19 protein-coding genes are annotated in these 18,407 nt (G+C 40.4%); 11 read left to right on the top strand and 8 right to left on the bottom strand.

Going from position 1 to position 18,407, the window contains the following annotated elements:
- Window positions 1–10 precede the first annotated feature (10 nt).
- From EGT34_RS13485 to truA, 3 genes are read left to right on the top strand one after another with little or no spacing between them, the layout of a single operon-like run.
- Window positions 11–1,273, top strand: coding sequence for a hypothetical protein (locus EGT34_RS13485; protein ID WP_000967565.1), 1,263 nt, complete (start codon window positions 11–13; stop codon window positions 1,271–1,273).
- A 58-nt stretch (window positions 1,274–1,331) separates the two neighbouring features.
- Window positions 1,332–2,303, top strand: a complete 972-nt coding sequence (locus EGT34_RS13480) for an asparaginase (protein WP_000717081.1) — start codon at window positions 1,332–1,334, stop codon at window positions 2,301–2,303.
- 14 nt (window positions 2,304–2,317) lie between these two features.
- The gene (gene truA / locus EGT34_RS13475; protein ID WP_001190105.1) at window positions 2,318–3,115 is read left to right on the top strand and encodes a tRNA pseudouridine(38-40) synthase TruA; all 798 of its coding nucleotides are present in this window, start codon (window positions 2,318–2,320) and stop codon (window positions 3,113–3,115) included.
- A gap of 19 nt (window positions 3,116–3,134) precedes the next feature.
- On the opposite strand, the gene EGT34_RS13470 is transcribed toward truA, so the two are convergent.
- The gene (locus tag EGT34_RS13470) at window positions 3,135–4,145 is read right to left on the bottom strand and encodes an AraC family transcriptional regulator (RefSeq protein ID WP_002009591.1); all 1,011 of its coding nucleotides are present in this window, start codon (window positions 4,143–4,145) and stop codon (window positions 3,135–3,137) included.
- 263 nt (window positions 4,146–4,408) lie between these two features.
- Between EGT34_RS13470 and infA the strand changes: the two genes are divergently transcribed.
- Window positions 4,409–4,630, top strand: a complete 222-nt coding sequence (infA, locus tag EGT34_RS13465; protein ID WP_001284370.1) for a translation initiation factor IF-1 — start codon at window positions 4,409–4,411, stop codon at window positions 4,628–4,630.
- Window positions 4,631–4,681: 51 nt separating this feature from the next.
- Here infA and EGT34_RS13460 read toward each other — a convergent pair whose 3' ends face one another.
- Window positions 4,682–5,050, bottom strand: coding sequence for a lysozyme inhibitor LprI family protein (locus EGT34_RS13460; protein WP_000724606.1), 369 nt, complete (start codon window positions 5,048–5,050; stop codon window positions 4,682–4,684).
- A 168-nt stretch (window positions 5,051–5,218) separates the two neighbouring features.
- Between EGT34_RS13460 and EGT34_RS13455 the strand changes: the two genes are divergently transcribed.
- The gene (locus tag EGT34_RS13455) at window positions 5,219–5,626 is read left to right on the top strand and encodes a hypothetical protein (protein WP_002030185.1); all 408 of its coding nucleotides are present in this window, start codon (window positions 5,219–5,221) and stop codon (window positions 5,624–5,626) included.
- A gap of 53 nt (window positions 5,627–5,679) precedes the next feature.
- On the opposite strand, the gene leuB is transcribed toward EGT34_RS13455, so the two are convergent.
- The 4 genes from leuB to leuC all read right to left on the bottom strand — a co-directional run bounded on the left by leuB (window position 5,680) and on the right by leuC (window position 9,579).
- Window positions 5,680–6,759, bottom strand: a complete 1,080-nt coding sequence (gene leuB / locus EGT34_RS13450) for a 3-isopropylmalate dehydrogenase (RefSeq protein ID WP_000043180.1) — start codon at window positions 6,757–6,759, stop codon at window positions 5,680–5,682.
- Window positions 6,760–6,791: 32 nt separating this feature from the next.
- Window positions 6,792–7,382 (bottom strand): hypothetical protein, encoded by a 591-nt coding sequence (locus EGT34_RS13445; RefSeq protein ID WP_001984507.1) that lies wholly within the window; start codon window positions 7,380–7,382, stop codon window positions 6,792–6,794.
- A gap of 112 nt (window positions 7,383–7,494) precedes the next feature.
- Window positions 7,495–8,142: a 3-isopropylmalate dehydratase small subunit gene (leuD, locus tag EGT34_RS13440; RefSeq protein WP_000649450.1), complete on the bottom strand. Its 648-nt coding sequence runs from the start codon at window positions 8,140–8,142 to the stop codon at window positions 7,495–7,497.
- 18 nt (window positions 8,143–8,160) lie between these two features.
- Window positions 8,161–9,579 (bottom strand): 3-isopropylmalate dehydratase large subunit, encoded by a 1,419-nt coding sequence (leuC, locus tag EGT34_RS13435; RefSeq protein WP_000907607.1) that lies wholly within the window; start codon window positions 9,577–9,579, stop codon window positions 8,161–8,163.
- A 243-nt stretch (window positions 9,580–9,822) separates the two neighbouring features.
- Here leuC and EGT34_RS13430 point away from each other — a divergent pair, with 243 nt between their 5' ends.
- Both EGT34_RS13430 and EGT34_RS13425 read left to right on the top strand, forming a co-directional pair.
- Window positions 9,823–10,071, top strand: a complete 249-nt coding sequence (locus tag EGT34_RS13430; RefSeq protein ID WP_001284190.1) for a DUF2061 domain-containing protein — start codon at window positions 9,823–9,825, stop codon at window positions 10,069–10,071.
- 117 nt (window positions 10,072–10,188) lie between these two features.
- Window positions 10,189–11,049: a LysR family transcriptional regulator gene (locus EGT34_RS13425; RefSeq protein ID WP_001046500.1), complete on the top strand. Its 861-nt coding sequence runs from the start codon at window positions 10,189–10,191 to the stop codon at window positions 11,047–11,049.
- A 5-nt stretch (window positions 11,050–11,054) separates the two neighbouring features.
- Here EGT34_RS13425 and EGT34_RS13420 read toward each other — a convergent pair whose 3' ends face one another.
- On the bottom strand, window positions 11,055–11,291 hold the full coding sequence (locus EGT34_RS13420; RefSeq protein WP_000164721.1) for a hypothetical protein: 237 nt from the start codon (window positions 11,289–11,291) through the stop codon (window positions 11,055–11,057).
- 95 nt (window positions 11,292–11,386) lie between these two features.
- On the opposite strand from EGT34_RS13420, the gene EGT34_RS13415 reads away from it, so the two are divergent.
- The gene (locus EGT34_RS13415) at window positions 11,387–11,983 is read left to right on the top strand and encodes a hypothetical protein (protein ID WP_000114043.1); all 597 of its coding nucleotides are present in this window, start codon (window positions 11,387–11,389) and stop codon (window positions 11,981–11,983) included.
- Between the two features lie 54 nt (window positions 11,984–12,037).
- Here the strand turns inward: EGT34_RS13415 and EGT34_RS13410 are convergent, their stop codons facing one another.
- The gene (locus EGT34_RS13410) at window positions 12,038–12,688 is read right to left on the bottom strand and encodes an HAD family hydrolase (RefSeq protein ID WP_000761587.1); all 651 of its coding nucleotides are present in this window, start codon (window positions 12,686–12,688) and stop codon (window positions 12,038–12,040) included.
- A gap of 182 nt (window positions 12,689–12,870) precedes the next feature.
- Here EGT34_RS13410 and EGT34_RS13405 point away from each other — a divergent pair, with 182 nt between their 5' ends.
- From EGT34_RS13405 to katG, 3 genes are all read left to right on the top strand, one after another.
- Window positions 12,871–13,356, top strand: a complete 486-nt coding sequence (locus EGT34_RS13405) for an RNA pyrophosphohydrolase (RefSeq protein WP_000567254.1) — start codon at window positions 12,871–12,873, stop codon at window positions 13,354–13,356.
- A gap of 84 nt (window positions 13,357–13,440) precedes the next feature.
- Window positions 13,441–15,735, top strand: a complete 2,295-nt coding sequence (gene ptsP / locus EGT34_RS13400) for a phosphoenolpyruvate--protein phosphotransferase (RefSeq protein WP_000069121.1) — start codon at window positions 13,441–13,443, stop codon at window positions 15,733–15,735.
- Between the two features lie 514 nt (window positions 15,736–16,249).
- Window positions 16,250–18,406: a catalase/peroxidase HPI gene (katG, locus tag EGT34_RS13395; protein ID WP_000064285.1), complete on the top strand. Its 2,157-nt coding sequence runs from the start codon at window positions 16,250–16,252 to the stop codon at window positions 18,404–18,406.
- Window position 18,407: the final 1 nt, after the last annotated feature.

Genomic DNA, 18,407 nt, shown 5'->3' with positions numbered 1-18,407 from the left:
GGGGAAAGTAATGTTATATGTGATTCCGTTTATCATATTACTCGTGGTCGCCGTTATTTTAAAAAAACGCGAGAATAGTCAAAAACAAGAGGCCACTTCCCCAAAAAATATAAATAGAAAATCCGGCAAAAAAGCGAGTGCTAAATCAAGCAAAAGCTCGCGTGAAAAAATAAAAGCCAAGGTCATTGAGGAAAATATTCCTGCTATCCCTCAAAGTAATCCTGTACCGGAAGCTTTACGACACAATATTCAACAGCTCATTCAAGAAAAACAGTTTTCAGCAGCTGAAGCTCAAGTCAATCAGGCGCTAAAAAAAGATAATACTCAACATGAACTGTATTTATTACTTCTTGAAATTCATATTGCTCAGAAAGATGAATTTGCAATTCAACAGTTGATTAGCCATATTCGTAGCTTAGGTTTAAATGAAATAGCAGCTCAAGCAGAAACTCGACAAAAAGAATATGAATCATCCAGACAACCTGATGCTATTGATTTCCCTCAAGCTCAAACATATAAAGAACCGAAAAACACAGACACAACGGCTCAGTTCGATGAATTAACAACAAGTTCTTCCGAGGCTTCTTTTGATGACCTACAGAAAGACTATCCCCCTGTAAAACAAGAACCTGCTGTTGAAATTGAACCTTTAGAGTTTAACTTTTCATTCGAACAGACTTCGGCTACGGAAAATACCAACCAACCGGCACAACAACCTGAGTTATCATCCACTCAAGAAACAAATGAGCTGGCCGATTTAGAGTTTTCTTTTGACTTGGCACCTCTGCATGGAACTGAGGAAAAATCTCAAGCAGTAGAGGTAAAAGCAGACCAAGAAAATAGCATCAATGCATTAGATTTTAACTTTGACTTAAATCCTTCAAGTCCAGAGACAAAATCTGTTGAACAAGCTCCATCACTAGATGAAATTAAACTCGTAGAACAAGCCCCATTAGAAGCGGCTTCTATCGCACCTCTTGAGTTTTCGTTAGATGAGCCTGCCTTAGTTCCAGCACCAGAGCTTGAAACTCAAAACCATATAGATGTAGTAAATGAAGCAGCTACTCAAACCCAAATAGAGGATCCGCTTTTAGAAGCTTTTCCAGAATTAAAACAAATAAATGAAAATGAACTCGATTTAAAATTAGCTGAACAATACATTAAGTTTGGAGCGAACCAAGCAGCGCGTAATTTACTACAGAGTGATGAGCAAAAATTCAACACAGAACAACAACAACATGCGAAAAACCTACTTAATCGCATAGCTTCTTAGAACTGTTCGATTTACCATAAGCAGTCAGAGATGACTGCTTTTTTATGCCTGCAAAAAGATGAAAAAAATAGCTTTATTTTATATGGGTGGTACTTTTGGTTGCATTGGTGAACCTTTAGCTCCTATGCCTTATGACCAATTCCTACCTCAACTTGAGAAAGTGATTCCCCCACACTTAACAGTTGATTGCTTTGCTGCGCCCAATATTGTCGATAGCAGTGCATGTACAGCACCTGACTGGTTACGCCTAATTCAACGCATACAACAACTACAACTAGAAGGCTATCAGCATTTTGTTGTCATTCATGGTACAGATACGCTCAGTTATGCAGCTGCGACTTTAGCTCGCTTTTTAGGGCAAAGCTGTCATATTGTGATTACTGGTAGCCAATACCCGTTACTCAATATTCAAGGTGATAACACCCGTGAATTTACTGATGCAATTGAAAACTTATATCTTGCATTAGAGCAGGTCATTGCACTTCCGGTTGGTGCTTATCTCGCATTCCACCATCAAGTATTTCACGCACAAACTGCATTAAAAACGCATACCACTGAACTCGATGCATTTTCAGGGTTAAGTAGTAACGTTGAGTTTACGCCTCAGCAAAATGAATTGATCGTACAAGATGCTCAAATTGAAAAAGCTGCTTCCTTTCAGCTTTTAAACTGGATGATGCAACCGATTGCAACACAGCATTTAGTACAACAATTACGTCACTTACTTCCTGCCCCACCACACTTTTTAGTGTTGCAAGGTTTTGGTACAGGTAATATCGCCGTAAACGATGAATTTTTGGCAACATTAGACGAACTCTATACTCGTGGATGTGTACCAATTTTGGCGACACAAGTGACTTTTGGGGGTATTGACCAACGTTATGCAATTAGTGCTTGGGCCAAAACTGCAAAAATTGTCATTAATGATGCCCATAGCCATGCAGATCTCTATGCAAAAGCACTTCAAATCTATTTAAAATACCCAACCCCAGAACAATGGTTGAACCATTGGAATGAAAATCTGCATTAAATAGAGGTGAAGCCATGCAACGTTATGCGGTCGGTATTGAATTTAGTGGTATTCAATATCGAGGTTGGCAAACACAACAGCCAGGCGTTGCCAGCGTTCAGGAAACTATAGAGCGTGTACTCAGCAAAATCGCGGATGAACCGATCACACTTCACGGTGCTGGTCGAACAGATGCAGGAGTACACGCAACAAATATGGTGGCTCATTTTGACACTAATGCGATTCGTCCAGAGCGTGGATGGATCATGGGAGCAAATAGCCAGCTTCCTAAGGATATTTCAATTCAGTGGATTAAACAGATGGATGAAGAGTTCCATGCACGGTTTAAAGCCACTGCTCGTCGCTACCGCTATGTTGTATATAACGCTCCACATCGCCCTGCACTTTTACATAAACAAGTCACGCATATTTATCAAAAATTAGACGTGCAAAAAATGGTTAAAGCTGCCAGCAAATTTGAAGGTACGCATAACTTTGAAACCTTCCGTGCAGCAGCCTGCCAGTCAAATCAACCTGTACGACATGTAAAGCATTGCCGTTTGTTTGAACATGGACGTTATTTGGTTTTAGATATTCAAGCTGATGGCTTTTTACATCATATGGTTCGAAATATTATGGGTTGCTTACTTGAAATTGGGCAAGGCATGTATGAAATCGACCATATTGATACAATGTTCGCAGCCGAAGATCGTAAGGCAGCAGGAATTACCGCCCCACCTGATGGTCTCTATTTTATTCAATGTTATTATCCCGAGCAGTTTGACTTACCACAACCACCGCTCGGGCCACATTGGTTAAACCTACCTGAGTAGGCTTAACCAATTTTTAGTTCTAACGATGTTGCTTACGCTTACGGTACTCAACCGGTGTTTCATTGGTCCAGCGCTTAAACGCGCGGTAGAATGTACTCGGTTCAGAAAAACCTGTTAAATACACAATACGCTCAACACTTTCATTAGTATTTGCTAAAAGTTTTTTAGCTAAACGACAACGGTAGTCAGAAAGTATTTGCTGGAAGCTGGTATTTGCTTCACTTAACTGCGTCCGTAAACGACGCGGCGTAATATTTAATTGTGCCGCTACGGTTTCTAGCGTCGTTTCTCCACTTTCAAGTGTCGAACCAATCGCACGGCGAACCTCACCCACTAAATCATAACGGGCAAGTTCTTGTAACTTTTCAATTGCCAATTGTTCATGCAATTGAAGTAATTCAGGCTCTGCCTGCCAAAGCTGAAAATCTAAAATGGCAGGGTCAAAATATAGCCGTGTTTCTTTCTGCCCTAAGCTTACCGGACAGCCATAGACGCGGAAGTATTCATCTTCAGAAGCACCTTCACTGAAATTAAAATCAATGAAGATCGGATGAAACTGGCCTTCGGTAATAAATTTGAAGAATCTGAGCACACCTGAAATCGCACATTCTGAAAAATGACGATTAACAAGGTTGTCTGCCCCTACCTGCTCACCATTAGTCAAATAGCAGCGTCCATCTTCAACCACCAGTTTTGCATCAAATGCATCACTAATGAGTCGCTGGTAAGCCAAAGCTCGCTTAAGCCCTTCACCAAAAGTTTCACTACTAATAAATAAATGTTCAATCACCTGACCACGGTACAAAGGTAAATGCTCACCTAAATGCAAACCGATGTCTGGATCTTTACTGACTTCCTGAGCAGCAGTCCAAAAGGCATACTGCGCACTTAACGGAGTACGTGCGTTTGTATCGACCTGATTTAAAGCGACTCCCGCTTTAGTTAATATTTCTTCTGTTGGCAATCCTGCACGACGAATTGCTTGATAGCCAAAACGTAATACAACTGATGCATCTGTTAGCTGACCCACGCAGTGCCCTTCCATGTAGATACTTCATTGATACTTAGGAGCTGTTGACTCTTTATGCATGAACAGTCCCTAATAACTATGATTTTAGATTAGCGTTGATTGACCAAACTGACAACAGAATTAGAGTTCTTTTGTGAAAAAAATTACATCTTTTTTATTAGTCATACTTTAACCAGATGCTTTCACAAGAAGATGTCTATCTTGTTTTTTTTAAATAAATTGACTATAATTTGCGCCTTTCCAATTTGATCATCAGGTAGGCTATGGCCAATAAAGAGGAACTCATTGAGTTCGAAGGCGTTGTCACCGAAACGCTTCCTAATACGATGTTCCGTGTACGTCTTGAAAACGGTCACGAAGTTATTGCACACATTTCTGGTAAAATGCGTAAACACTATATTCGTATTCTTACTGGCGACAGTGTGAAAGTCGAAATGACTCCATATGACTTAACCAAAGGTCGTATTACGTACCGTGCTCGCTAATTAGTGAATGCAAAAAAGCCACTTCATCATGTGGCTTTTTTATTGCGTTTTTTATTCACTTAATCGACTGGTTTTACATCCCACCGTTTGGCATTCACGCAATCTTTCTTGCAGCCAATGGTTTCTTTCTTGCGTTGTCTGTAAACGACACTGCACGTCTACGCTATTTCTATTAGAATCTGTACATTCAGCATCACGTTGGCGTATCCAAGCAAGCTGCGACTTCTTAAGCGTATTTCTTTGTGCTGTATTTAATTTCGCTCTTAATGCCTGATAATTCTTATTCAGGTCTGCATCAGCACTCGCATAGATTTTATTGGTACAGTAAATATCATCATAAGTATTACGAGCACTATCACAGTTATCAGCATAGGCCGTGGTTATTCCGAAACACAAAAAGGCAAAAACTATTTTTTTCATACTCTTCTTCCTTAAGTTTTGGGCAATTATTATTAGTCTGTAAATATAAGAATAAGTCTAAAGGCAAACTTACCTTCTATTTATCATAATCCTGCTTTTTTACTTTACAAGTTAGCAAATCCAACCTATTGTTCTTTAATGATAAATATAATTCTATATAGAGAAAAAATGAATATATCTACCTTATGTCAAATGAGTTTGCTTTCATTCATGCTGTTTAATATTAATGGCTGTGCTAGTCATCCACGCCAATCTGTAGATTTGCAAGAATATTTAAAAAATTTTATAGGCAAATCATCTACAACGATTCAGCAAGATCTCAACTTACGGAGTCTTGGCTTTCAAGTCGCCCGCACACCACAAAAAACTTCTGATCAACTTATTTATACGATTTTACGGCCCTTAAGCATCCCAATTCCGATGGTAAGTAATGTCGATATGAGAGGTGGTTCTGTTCCCATACAATCAGGTAATTTGAGCGGCAACTCTTATGATATTAACTTTAATTGCAAGGTTATTTTTAAGCTCAAAAATGACATTGCCGAATCTATTCAATACGAAGGTAAAGCTTGCTAAACACAACCATAAAAAAACGCAGCTTTAAGCTGCGTTTTTTAGCAAAGTAGCGATTAAACAAGAGCAGCAACAACTGCTTCACCCATCTCAGCTGTACCAACTTTAGTCATGCCTTCAGACATAATATCGGCTGTACGTAAACCTTGATCAAGTACTTGCCCTACTGCATCTTCAATTGCTTTAGCAGCAGCTTCTTCACGGAAGGTATAACGAAGCATCATCGCAACTGAAAGAATGGTTGCCAACGGGTTTGCAACGTTTTGCCCTGCAATATCAGGCGCTGAACCATGACAAGGTTCATACATGCCTTTGCCATTTTCATCTAAAGAAGCCGATGGCAACATACCAATTGAGCCGGTAAGCATTGCTGCTTCATCAGACAAAATATCGCCAAACAAGTTACCTGTCACGATTACGTCAAACTGTTTAGGCGCACGTACAAGCTGCATGGCAGCATTGTCCACATACATGTGTGAAAGCTGAATATTTGGATAGTTGGCTTGCTGTAAATCTGTGACCGTTTGCTTCCAAAGCTCTGTTACTTCTAAAACATTGGCTTTATCTACAGAACACACTTTACCGCCACGTAATTCTGCAAGTTCAAAAGCAACTTTTGCAATACGCTTAATTTCGCTTTCAGAATAAACGTCAGTGTTATAGCCCTGTTTTTCACCATTTTCGAGTTCACGAATACCACGTGGTTGACCAAAATAGATACCACCAGTCAATTCACGAACGATCAAAATATCTAAACCAGCAACTATCTCAGGTTTTAAGCTAGAAGCATCGGCTAATTGTGGATATAAGATCGCTGGGCGCAAATTAGCAAATAAGTTAAGTTCACTACGAATTTTTAAAAGACCGCGTTCAGGACGGATAGAACGTTCAATAGTGTCCCACTTTGGTCCGCCAACAGCACCTAATAAAATGGCATCAGCCTTCTTTGCTTGCTCGCTAGTTACGGCTGGATACGGCTCTCCATGAGCATCAATCGCTGCACCACCTAACAAGCCATGTTCCCAAGTCAACGACAAATTAAATTTTTCATTTACTTTATTTAATACTTTTTCTGCTGCCCCAACAATTTCAGGACCAATCCCATCGCCAGCCAAAATTAAAATCTGTTTAGACATGAAGTTTTCCATTTTTCAAAGACAAGACAGCGTTACGACTGCCGTGGTGTTAGTTTTTTCTGTTCGAGAAATTCACCTAGTCCTGTGGTGACATCAAATGGTCGACAAAAACGGCGAATTACCCGCCCATCCTGCTCTAAGTCAACACATAATGGATCTGGTACAGAAACATTCAGCAAACTACCCGAACGGTTAGATTTGTCTCGGTACATTTTAAACATATAGCGATGGTTAGCTTTGAATTGGTGAATAACATGAATCGTTTCAGCCCGATCTGGAGAAATCGGATAGTAACGAATCACCACTTCATATTGTTTGGCAGGCACAGATAGATACAAACTATTGCTTTGACTTAACACCGAACCATTTAATCTCACAATTCCTTGATGAATTGCCTGATTACTAATACGACGTGTCTGTGCGTCAACAACAGTAATATCATTTAGCCGTTCAAATTCGCAACTTTTTGCGCCCGAACAATATATTGCTGCATTCTGCCCCAAATTTTCTTGTTCAGCCTGCTTAATACGAACAGTATCCACTACATTGTAAGTGCTCTGACAAGCACTTAGTGTTATCGCGCACAGGCTCAACAAAAAGCTATGAGTAACGTTCCTCTTCATTGTTCAAGCCCAATCCTCATCTAGTGCATAATTTTAAGCTGTTGTTATGCTTTAGCATGTTAGCAAGAGTTTGAACATGACGCCATGACTATGTTTAAAATGTACCGAAAGGTTAATTTATCTCTTGGAATACCCAAGGACGAACCTGTTTGGTTTTTTCTTCATAAGCGCGAATTGCGTCCGCATTTTGAAGTGTCAAGCCAATATCATCCAAACCATTTAACAAGCAATGCTTACGAAATGGATCCACTTCGAATTTAAATGCTTCGCCAGTTGGTGTACGAACTTCTTGCGCAGCCAAATCAATTGTTAATTGATACCCTTCTTGCGCAGCACATTCCTTAAATAACTGATCAACAATGTCTTCAGGCAAAATGACTGGCAACATACCGTTTTTAAAACAGTTATTAAAGAAAATATCAGCAAAGCTTGGCGCAATAACAGTGCGGAAACCATATTCGTTTAATGCCCAAGGTGCATGCTCACGACTTGAACCACAACCAAAGTTAGTACGAGCAATTAAAACGGTTGCACCTTGATAGCGAGGCTGATTTAAAACGAAATCCGGATTTTTTGGACGTACCGAGTTATCTTGTCCCGGATAGCCTTCGTCTAAATAACGAAGTTCATCAAATAAGTTGTCGCCAAAACCTGTACGTTTAATCGACTTTAAAAACTGTTTTGGAATAATTAAATCTGTATCAACATTGGCACGATCTAATGGTGCAACGATACCTTGTTCAACTGTATAAGCTTTCATGGTTTGCTCCAGACCGAATTAAAATGAACGAACGTCAACAAAATGACCTGCAATCGCAGCCGCTGCTGCCATTGCCGGACTGACCAAGTGAGTACGACCACCATTACCCTGACGACCTTCAAAGTTACGGTTCGAGGTTGATGCACAATGCTCACCCGGTTGTAACTTGTCCGCGTTCATTGCCAAGCACATTGAGCAACCCGGCTCACGCCATTCAAAGCCAGCTTCCAAGAAAATTTTATCCAAACCTTCTTTTTCTGCCTGTTGTTTAACTAAACCAGAACCCGGAACAATCATGGCTTGCTTAATGCTAGGTGCCACTTTACGGCCTTTAACTACTTCAGCAGCAGCACGAATATCTTCAATACGGGAATTCGTACAAGAACCGATAAAGACACGATCAAGCTGAATATCAGCCAATGCCTGACCTGCATTTAAGCCCATATACTGATAAGCACGTGTCCAGTCATTGCGTTGTACGTCATCTTTCGCTTGTTCTAAAGTTGGTACAGCTTTCGACACCGGAATAACCATCTCAGGTGAAGTACCCCAAGACACTTGTGGTTCAATCTCCGCACCATTTAATTCAACAACTGCATCAAACACAGCATCATCGTCTGAATGCAATGTGTTCCAGTAAGCAACTGCTTGATCCCATTGTTCGCCTTTTGGTGCATAGCTACGGCCTTTTACGTATTCAATGGTTTTTTCATCAACAGCAACCATACCTACACGCGCACCCGCTTCAATCGCCATGTTACATACCGTCATACGTCCTTCAATCGACATATCACGGAATACCTGACCACCAAATTCGATTGCATAACCCGTACCGCCAGCGGTACCAATTTTACCGATAATGGCTAACACTACATCTTTTGGTGTTACACCTTTACCCAATACGCCATCGACGCGAACCAACATGTTTTTAGATTTTTTCTGAACCAAACATTGTGTTGCTAACACATGTTCAACTTCAGATGTCCCAATACCATGTGCCAAGCAACCGAAAGCACCGTGAGTCGCTGTATGTGAGTCACCACACACCACCGTCATACCCGGTAAAGTTAAGCCTTGTTCAGGACCAACAACATGCACAATACCTTGGCGAATATCATTAATACCGAATTCAACGATATTAAATGCCTTACAGTTATCATCTAAGGTCTGAACCTGAATACGAGAAGTATCATCTTCAATACCAGCGATGCCCTGATCACGTTCTTTTTTAGATGTTGGAACGTTATGGTCTGGGGTAGCTACGTTTGCACTTAAACGCCACGGTTGACGACCAGCAAGTTGCAAACCTTCAAATGCTTGTGGACTCGTTACTTCATGCAATAAATGACGGTCGATATAAAGTAAGCACGAACCATCATCACGCTGAGTAACTACGTGGTCATCCCACAATTTGTCATATAAAGTTTTGCCTGCCATGTCGTCTTGCTCCATTGGACTGGGTAATTCTAATCTTTCTTCGATTATAGCCAGAGTTTTACATAAATCTAATTTATCATTTTTATAAATTAGAAAACTTTTAGGAATCATTCCTGAATGTTTTAATATCGGTCAAAATATATAAATCGGATTTGCTAATGATTATCATTTGCATAATCCATTTTTAATCCTATACTCTCATCTCTATACTAAAAATATCAAATACAGGTAGAGAGAATAGTTATGGCTAATATTCAAAAATTCGTTGTTAATAATCAACGTACATTAAAGAAAACCTTAAGTTACTACATAATGCATATTACGGTAGCCATGTTAGTTGCCTACTTTGTAACGGGTAATATTTGGATGGCTTTAACACTAAGTATGTTAGAACCAACAGTACAAGCTTTTGCATTTTTCTTTCATGAAAAAGTATGGGCAGCAAAAGACCGCCGTATATCAGCTTTAAGCGAAAACGAGACGACTGCTTAGATTAAGATTAATACGCTAAATCACAACTTTATAGAACGTTGAGCTGCAAGCATGATACGATTTTGGCTTGGCAACTTTAGCCTCTCTCGATTTTTCTATTCCAAGTAGAGTTGTATTATGAATCTTGCAGCCTTTGAAGCTTTTGTAAAAGTTATGGAAACAGGTTCGATCTCTGTGGCTGCGGATCAACTATTTATTACCCAACCTGCTGTCACCAAACGTATTCATAGCCTAGAAGAGTACTTTGGCGTAAAGTTATTTGAATCGGCAGGCCGTGGGGTTCAAGCAACTCATGCTGCGCATTCATTATTACCAAAAGTTAAAAGCTGGTTAAATGAACTTCGAGATATTCACCACACGCTAAGTCATGAGCAAACCCAAATACAAGGTCGTTTAAAAATCGGGACGAGTCATCACATCGGTTTGCATCACTTGCCTGCTCCGCTTAAACACTTTGTTCAGCAGTTTCCTCAAGTCACGCTAGACGTACATTTTGTTGATTCCGAACAAGCACACGAACAGGTACTTGCTGGCGATTTAGAGTTAGCTTTTTTAACACTCCCGCCCTCAGGTGATGAGCGTCTTAACTATATTACGATCTGGAATGATCCTTTAGTTTTTGTAGCTGCTCCATTTCATCCATTGGCTCAAAAAAAGAATTTAACTTTACAAGATTTAATTGAATATCCAAGTTTGCTGCCTGCCGCACAGACTTATACAGCCCAAATCACCTTGGCTGAGTTTGAAAAACAAGGCCTTAAACCGAAAATTACCATGAGCAATAACCCACTAGAGTCAATTCGTATGTTGGTCTCTATTGGTTTAGGTTGGTCAGTTTTACCAAAAACTCTGCTGAATCAAGATATGCAGCAGCTTGATTTAAATGTCGAGATGAACCGGCAGTTAGGCATGGTATGGCATCCTGCACGTACTCAATCTAGAGCCATGCAGGAATTGATTAAAATGATGCAAGAATAACGGTATTAATGGCTATATTTTTTAATAAGAATATAAATCAAAGCCGCGAAAGGTAGTAGTAAAAATAGAACGCCCCAACTGAAACATATAGCAGCGAAAATAATTCCGCCAAGTGCACTCATAAACAGTAAAGCAATGATATAAATAAGTAACTCACCAAAAATAGCGGTAATGAGCTGATCTATAAATTCTTGAAAGAAACCATTGCTACCTTTACTTTTAGTGCGCTTATTTTTAGTCATGCTATTTTAATTAATAAAGTTATATATTGATTAGAAATAATACTATAAATATATACCCTTTACTCTACTATCATTATACTTTTCACTTAAGATTCATGAGCGTGAAGAATCAATATTCAAAGATAATTAAAATCGGTTTATATATATTTATAACTTTAGCTATCTTAGTTCTAGTTACATTTATTTGGTTTAAACCGATACGTGTTATTTTCGCCCATCACCTTTCATTGTTACATTGTGATGGTCAAGTCTGTGTAGATGATCCAAAGACACAGCCTCTTGCAAAGACACTTTATAATCAGGCATTAAAAGAGACCCAAAATAAAGTAGGTGCTTTTCATCAACAACCCACTATGGTTTTTTGCTCAACTCCACAATGTGCAAATACCTTTGGTATGGAAAAAGCAGCCGCTAAAGCGGTTGGTAATTTGGGGTTATTGGTTGCACCGCGAGGCTGGAAAGATTTCTATATCACTCATGAGCTTATTCATCATCGACAAGCAGAAGAATGGGGAAATATAGCAATGCTAACTAAACCTAAATGGCTGGTAGAAGGCATGGCTTATAGCTTAAGTGATGACCCACGACCTACTTTATCGGTTCCTTTTCAACAATGGCGAGCTCAATTCAAGCTTTGGCATCAACAAAATCCTGATTCAAATATTTGGCTTACCACAGAAAAAATTAAATAATTTATTAGAGAGCTTCCGGAATATTACATTTTTCTAGGAAGCTCTTGCTTTAAATTAAATCGACCAGTCCTGAACTTCCCAGTTGTGTTCTTGAGCCAGTTTCTCAAGACGATCATCAGGGTTGACTGCAATCGCATGCGTTGCATATTCAAGTAAAAAACGGTCATTAATTGAATCTGAATAAGCCCAAGACTCAGAAACGCTACGTCCGTCCAGCCATGCCTCAAGACGTGCAAGTTTGCCCTTTTGATAACACGCTAAACCCGCCACTTTACCTGTATATTTACCATCAGCAACCTCGGCGTTAGTTGCTAAGATTTCAGTAATTCCAAATTCACGGAAAATCGGCGCAGTAATAAAATCACTTGTTGCTGTAATACCTACAATGGTATGGCCTAAATCTTGATGTTTTTTGATTGCATCAAAACCTTTTGGTCGCATTTGAGGACGAATCACTTTTTCCATAAACAACTGATGAAGCTCAGTTAAGTAGTTATTGTCATGCTTTGTTAAAAAGCCGAAAACAAACTCATTATAAGCATATGGATCTAGTTGCCCTGCTTTGTAGTCTTCATAAAATTTATCATTCATCTGACGATGATGAACCGGATCAACCAAACCTTCATTGACTAAAAATTCACCCCACGAGTGGTCTGAATCGGTATTTAACAAGGTATGGTCTAAATCAAACAACGCCAGTTTCATGAAAATTCTCGTTTAAACTGAAATTTAAGAAAAAAAATGTAAATCTATCTCCGCTAGTCGATAGAAATTCGTTAAGATCGTAACAATTTAAACATTTTACTTTGATCTTTTCGAGCTGGACATAAAAAAGTGTTTGTCCCCGTGATCGAAGTCAACGATATAGACAATATTTAGGTAGCCAAATGATCGACTCAGAAGGTTTCCGACCCAATGTCGGGATCATTTTGGCAAACGATGATGGACAGGTTTTATGGGCAAAGCGCATTGGTCACAATGCTTGGCAATTTCCACAAGGAGGCATCCAGTTTGGAGAAACCCCTGAACAGGCACTTTTTCGAGAACTGAGAGAAGAAATCGGCTTATTGCCCGAGCATGTCCAGATTATTGCGCAAACCAAAGGATGGCTGCGTTATCGTTTGCCACATCGGTATATTCGGTCAGACTCTGACCCCGTATGTATCGGACAGAAACAGAAATGGTTTTTACTGAAGTTAACTGCGCCTGCAAAAAACATTCAGTTAAACCTCGCCGACCCGCCTGAATTCGATGAATGGCAGTGGGTTAGCTATTGGTATCCTCTTGGTCAAGTGGTGAACTTCAAACGTGATGTTTACCGTAAAGCCATGGTGGAGTTGTGTACACAGTTGCCAGTGCAACAATTACCCTAAAAATCATTTATCTAGCAAATGATTTTTATTAAAAGTGCTGTTATAAATACATTCATAGTCTAAAAAATACTGGAGTATACATCCATGTCAAACATGCAACTCGACACTCTAAGACGCATTGTCCAAGAGATTAATGCGTCCGTGAGTTTGCATGAATCGTTAGACATTATGGTCAATCAGGTTGCTGAGGCCATGAAAGTGGATGTTTGCTCTATTTATTTACTCGATGAACGCAATCAACGTTATGTATTGATGGCCTCAAAAGGCTTAAATCCAGAATCTGTTGGGCATGTTTCATTGCAGTTAGGTGAAGGCTTGGTGGGTCTGGTTGGGCAACGTGAAGAAATTGTTAACCTTGACAATGCGCCAAAGCACGAACGCTTTTTGTATTTACCTGAAACAGGCGAAGAAATTTATAACTCATTCCTTGGCGTACCCGTCATGTATCGCCGTAAGGTTATGGGTGTTTTAGTTGTCCAAAATCGACTTCCTCAAGATTTTAGTGAAGCAGCCGAATCATTTTTAGTCACCTTATGTGCACAGCTCTCAGGTGTTATTGCACATGCGCATGCGGTTGGAAATATTGACGTATTTCGTAAGCCAAGCAATGGGCCTGCCTATAAGACCTTTCAAGGCGTTTCCGGTGCAGGTGGGGTGGCTTTAGGTCGCGCTATTATTTTATATCCGCCTGCCGACTTAGGTTCAGTACCTGACCGTGAAGCAGAAGATATCAGCGATGAACTCCGCATTTTAGATCAAGCTATTTCATCGGTACGTTCAGAAATTCGTTCTTTAGACGAAAAAATGCATGACTCGCTCATGGCAGAAGAACGGGCTTTGTTTAGCGTATTCTTAAGAATGCTAGATGAAAATGCCTTACCTGCAGAAATTAAAGAACTGATCCGTGATGGGCATTGGGCACAAGGTGCGGTGCGCCGTGTAATTGAAAAACACACTGCCCTATTTGCACAAATGGAGGACGATTATCTTCGTGAACGCGTTTCTGACCTTAAAGACTTAGGGCGACGTATTCTAGCGTGCTTACAAGAAGAAGATTCAAGCCACCGTGAACTCAGCCCAGACAGTATTTTAATTGGTGAAGAAATTAGTACCGCTGCGCTAGTAGAATTACCAGTAGATAATATCGCAGCTATTGTGACGTCAGAAGGCGCAGCCAATTCGCATATGGTGATTGTTGCCCGTGCATTAGGGATTCCAACGGTGGTCGGCGTAACCGAACTGCCTGTAAATACGCTTGATGATGCAGAAATGATTGTGGATGCCTATCAGGGCCGTGTTTTTGTAAACCCTCCACGTCGTTTACGTCAACGTTATAAAGAAATTCAAAAAGAAGACGAGCAAATTGCAAAAGATCTCAAACAATATGAGACCAAAGAAGCGATTACACCAGACGGTGTCTCTGTTCAACTGTTTGTGAACACGGGCCTCATGATCGATGTAGTCCGCGGTGTACAACGTGGCGCTCAAGGTGTGGGTTTGTACCGTAGTGAAATTCCATTCATGTTACGGGAACGTTTCCCAGGTGAAGAAGAACAACGTGCCATCTATCGCCAACAGTTGAGCCACTTTGCCAATAAGCCGGTAGTCATGCGTACCCTCGATATTGGCGCCGATAAAGACTTACCTTACTTCAGTATTGAAGAAGAGAACTCGGCATTAGGGTGGCGCGGTATTCGTTTCACGCTCGATCATCCGGAGATTTTCTCAGCACAAATCCGGGCAATGCTCAAAGCCAGTATTGGTTTAAATAATTTGCATATCCTATTGCCAATGGTAACGACAGTAAGTGAAGTCGAAGAAGTACTTTATTTACTTGAGCGTGACTGGATTGCAGTGCAAGAAGAAGAACAAGTTAAAATTACCAAACCAAAAATCGGGATTATGGTTGAGGTACCGAGTGTACTGCTACAAATTGATGAGTTCGCCGAACTTGTCGATTTCTTCTCGGTTGGTTCAAATGACTTAACTCAATACTTACTTGCTGTGGACCGTAATAATCCGCATGTCGCAAACGTCTATTCACACTTCCATCCGTCTATTTTGCGGGCTTTAACTCGACTCGTGAAGGAATGTCATAAATACCAAAAACCGGTAAGTATTTGTGGTGAGATGGCGGGTGATCCGTTATCGGCAATCTTACTGATGGCCATGGGCTTTAACACCCTTTCGATGAGTTCAAGTAACATCTTGCGTGTCCGAAAAGCAATTTGCCATGTCCCAATGTCAGATGCCCAAAAGCTGCTTGATGATGTCATGAAAATGAATAATCCGCTTATTGTAAAAAGCTGGCTTGAGTACTACTTTAAAACTCACGGTCTAGCCGATATGGTTAAATCTAACCGCCTTGTAAGCGTATAAATATTTAAAAAAGGAGAGTCAAAAAGCTCTCCTTTTTCAATTCATCTATTTTTAAATTTTCTCTTCATTTTTAAGCTGCCACTTAGCGCACTCCTGATCTTTAACCCCCAAAAATCGGTTTTACCAATTAATATGGACAATTTAATCCATTTGAAAAATAAACAATCAGATTCTAGTATATTTAAAGAACGAAATTGAAAGATATTGCGATGTTTCAATGATTAAGGAGCTCATGCCATGCGTCATTATTTGCAAAATTTGAACCATTTTCCCTCTTGTTTTTTAGCCTTCATGCAGTAAATTGAAGGAATAATAAACAAAGGAAACTCATGTATTGTTGAATAAAACTGATGAGCTGACATAACAGTGAAAAATTTTTAAAACGGTTTCTCTCACCATTTGTTCTCTCATTTCTTTATTCGATACGCATCATTTTTTTAACCCAGAAGTCCAGGAAAATGAGCCTTCAGTTTTATTAAGAGCTCAATAAATATTACCCAGAGAGAATATAATCATGTCAAACGAATCAAAATGTCCTTTTTCAGGTCATAACTCAAAACCGCAAGTAACAGTCGGTGGTGGCACGGCTAATTTACACTGGTGGCCAAATCAATTACGTGTTGACTTACTCAATCAACATTCAGAACGCTCTAATCCACTCGGTAAAGATTTTAATTACCGTCAAGAATTTAAAAAACTCGACTACTACGCACTTAAAGCCGATATCAAAAATGTATTAACCGATTCCCAAGACTGGTGGCCAGCCGACTGGGGAAATTATACGGGCTTATTTATCCGTTTAGCGTGGCATGCTGCCGGTACATATCGTATGGGCGATGGCCGTGGTGGTGCCGGTCGTGGTCAACAACGTTTTGCTCCATTAAATAGTTGGCCTGACAATGCAAGTTTAGATAAAGCACGCCGTTTACTATGGCCAGTTAAACAAAAATACGGTCAAAAAATATCTTGGGCCGATTTATTTATTCTTGCTGGGAACATCGCACTTGAGTCTTCTGGTTTCCGTACCTTTGGTTTTGGTGCCGGTCGTGAAGATGTTTGGGAACCAGACAACGATGTAAACTGGGGCGATGAAAAAGAATGGTTAGCTCATCGTAACTCTGAAGCATTGGCGGGCAGTAATCTTGCTGCAACCGAAATGGGCCTAATTTATGTGAACCCTGAAGGACCACAAGCGAGTGGTGACCCACGATCAGCAGCACCGTTTATTCGTGCCACTTTCGGCAACATGGCAATGGATGATGAAGAAATTGTTGCCTTGATTGCAGGCGGTCATACTTTAGGTAAAACTCACGGCGCTGCCTCTGCTGACCATGTACAAGCAGACCCGGAAGGTGCACCAATTGAACAAATGGGCTTTGGTTGGGCAAACAGCTATGGCACAGGTGTCGGTAAAGATGCGATCACTTCAGGTTTAGAAGTTATTTGGTCACAAACGCCAACACAATGGAGCAATTACTTCTTTGAAAACCTTTTCAAATACGAATGGGTACAAGAACGTTCACCTGCTGGCGCAATTCAATGGGTAGCAGCAGATGCTGAAGCCATTATTCCAGATCCTTTCGACCCATCAATTAAACGTAAGCCAACGATGCTTACTACAGATTTGACCCTACGTTTTGACCCTGAGTTCGAAAAGATCTCTCGTCGTTTCCTTAACGATCCACAAGCCTTTGCCAATGCTTTTGCTCGTGCTTGGTTTAAATTAACTCACCGTGATATGGGACCAAAAGCACGTTATTTAGGTCCAGAAGTTCCTGCTGAAGATTTAATTTGGCAAGATCCATTACCTGCTGCTAGCGCTACACCACCTTCTGCAAGCATTGCTGATGCAAAAGCAAAAATCGTTGCTCTAGGGTTATCTGCTGGTGAGTTGGTTTCCCTTGCATGGGCATCTGCATCAACATTCCGCGGTGGAGATAAACGTGGTGGTGCAAACGGTGCACGTATTGCTTTATCACCACAACGTGAGTGGGAAGTAAACAAAAAAGCTGTTGAGACGTTAACTAAAATTGAAGAGCTCAAGGCATCAACCCAATTGTCATTGGCGGATTTAATCGTGTTAGCTGGTAACGTTGGTGTAGAACAAGCTGCTCAAGCAGCAGGTTTCAATATTACCGTTCCGTTTGCCCCTGGTCGTGTTGACGCATTACAAAGTCAAACCGATGTTGAATCATTCCAATTACTGCTCGGTCTTGCTGACGGTTTCAGAAATTGGAAAAAACAGGGAGTCAACACACCAGCTGAAGTCTTATTAATTGATAAAGCACAACAACTGACTTTGACTGCACCAGAGTTAACTGCATTGATTGGTGGTTTACGTGTACTAGGCACTAACTGGGATGGTTCTCAACATGGTGTCTTCACTCAGCAAGTTGGTGTACTCAGCACAGACTTCTTCACAAACTTACTCGACATGTCGAATGTATGGGCACCTGTTGATTCAACAAGTGAAGTATTTGAAGGTAAAGACCGTAAATCAGGCACAGTGAAATTTACCGCAACACGTAATGATTTAGTCTTTGGTTCGAATTCTATCTTACGTGCATTAGCCGAAGTTTATGCTCAGGCGGATGGTAAAGAAAAATTTGTTCAAGACTTTGTTGCTGCATGGACTAAAGTCATGAATCTTGACCGTTTTGACTTAGCTTAAT

It is taken from the genome of Acinetobacter sp. FDAARGOS_558 (assembly GCF_003937785.1).
In the GTDB taxonomy this organism is placed as follows: Bacteria; Pseudomonadota; Gammaproteobacteria; order Pseudomonadales; family Moraxellaceae; genus Acinetobacter; species Acinetobacter baumannii.
The sequence above is the reverse complement of the archived record's forward strand: the minus strand, read 5'-3'. Positions and strand labels throughout refer to the sequence as shown.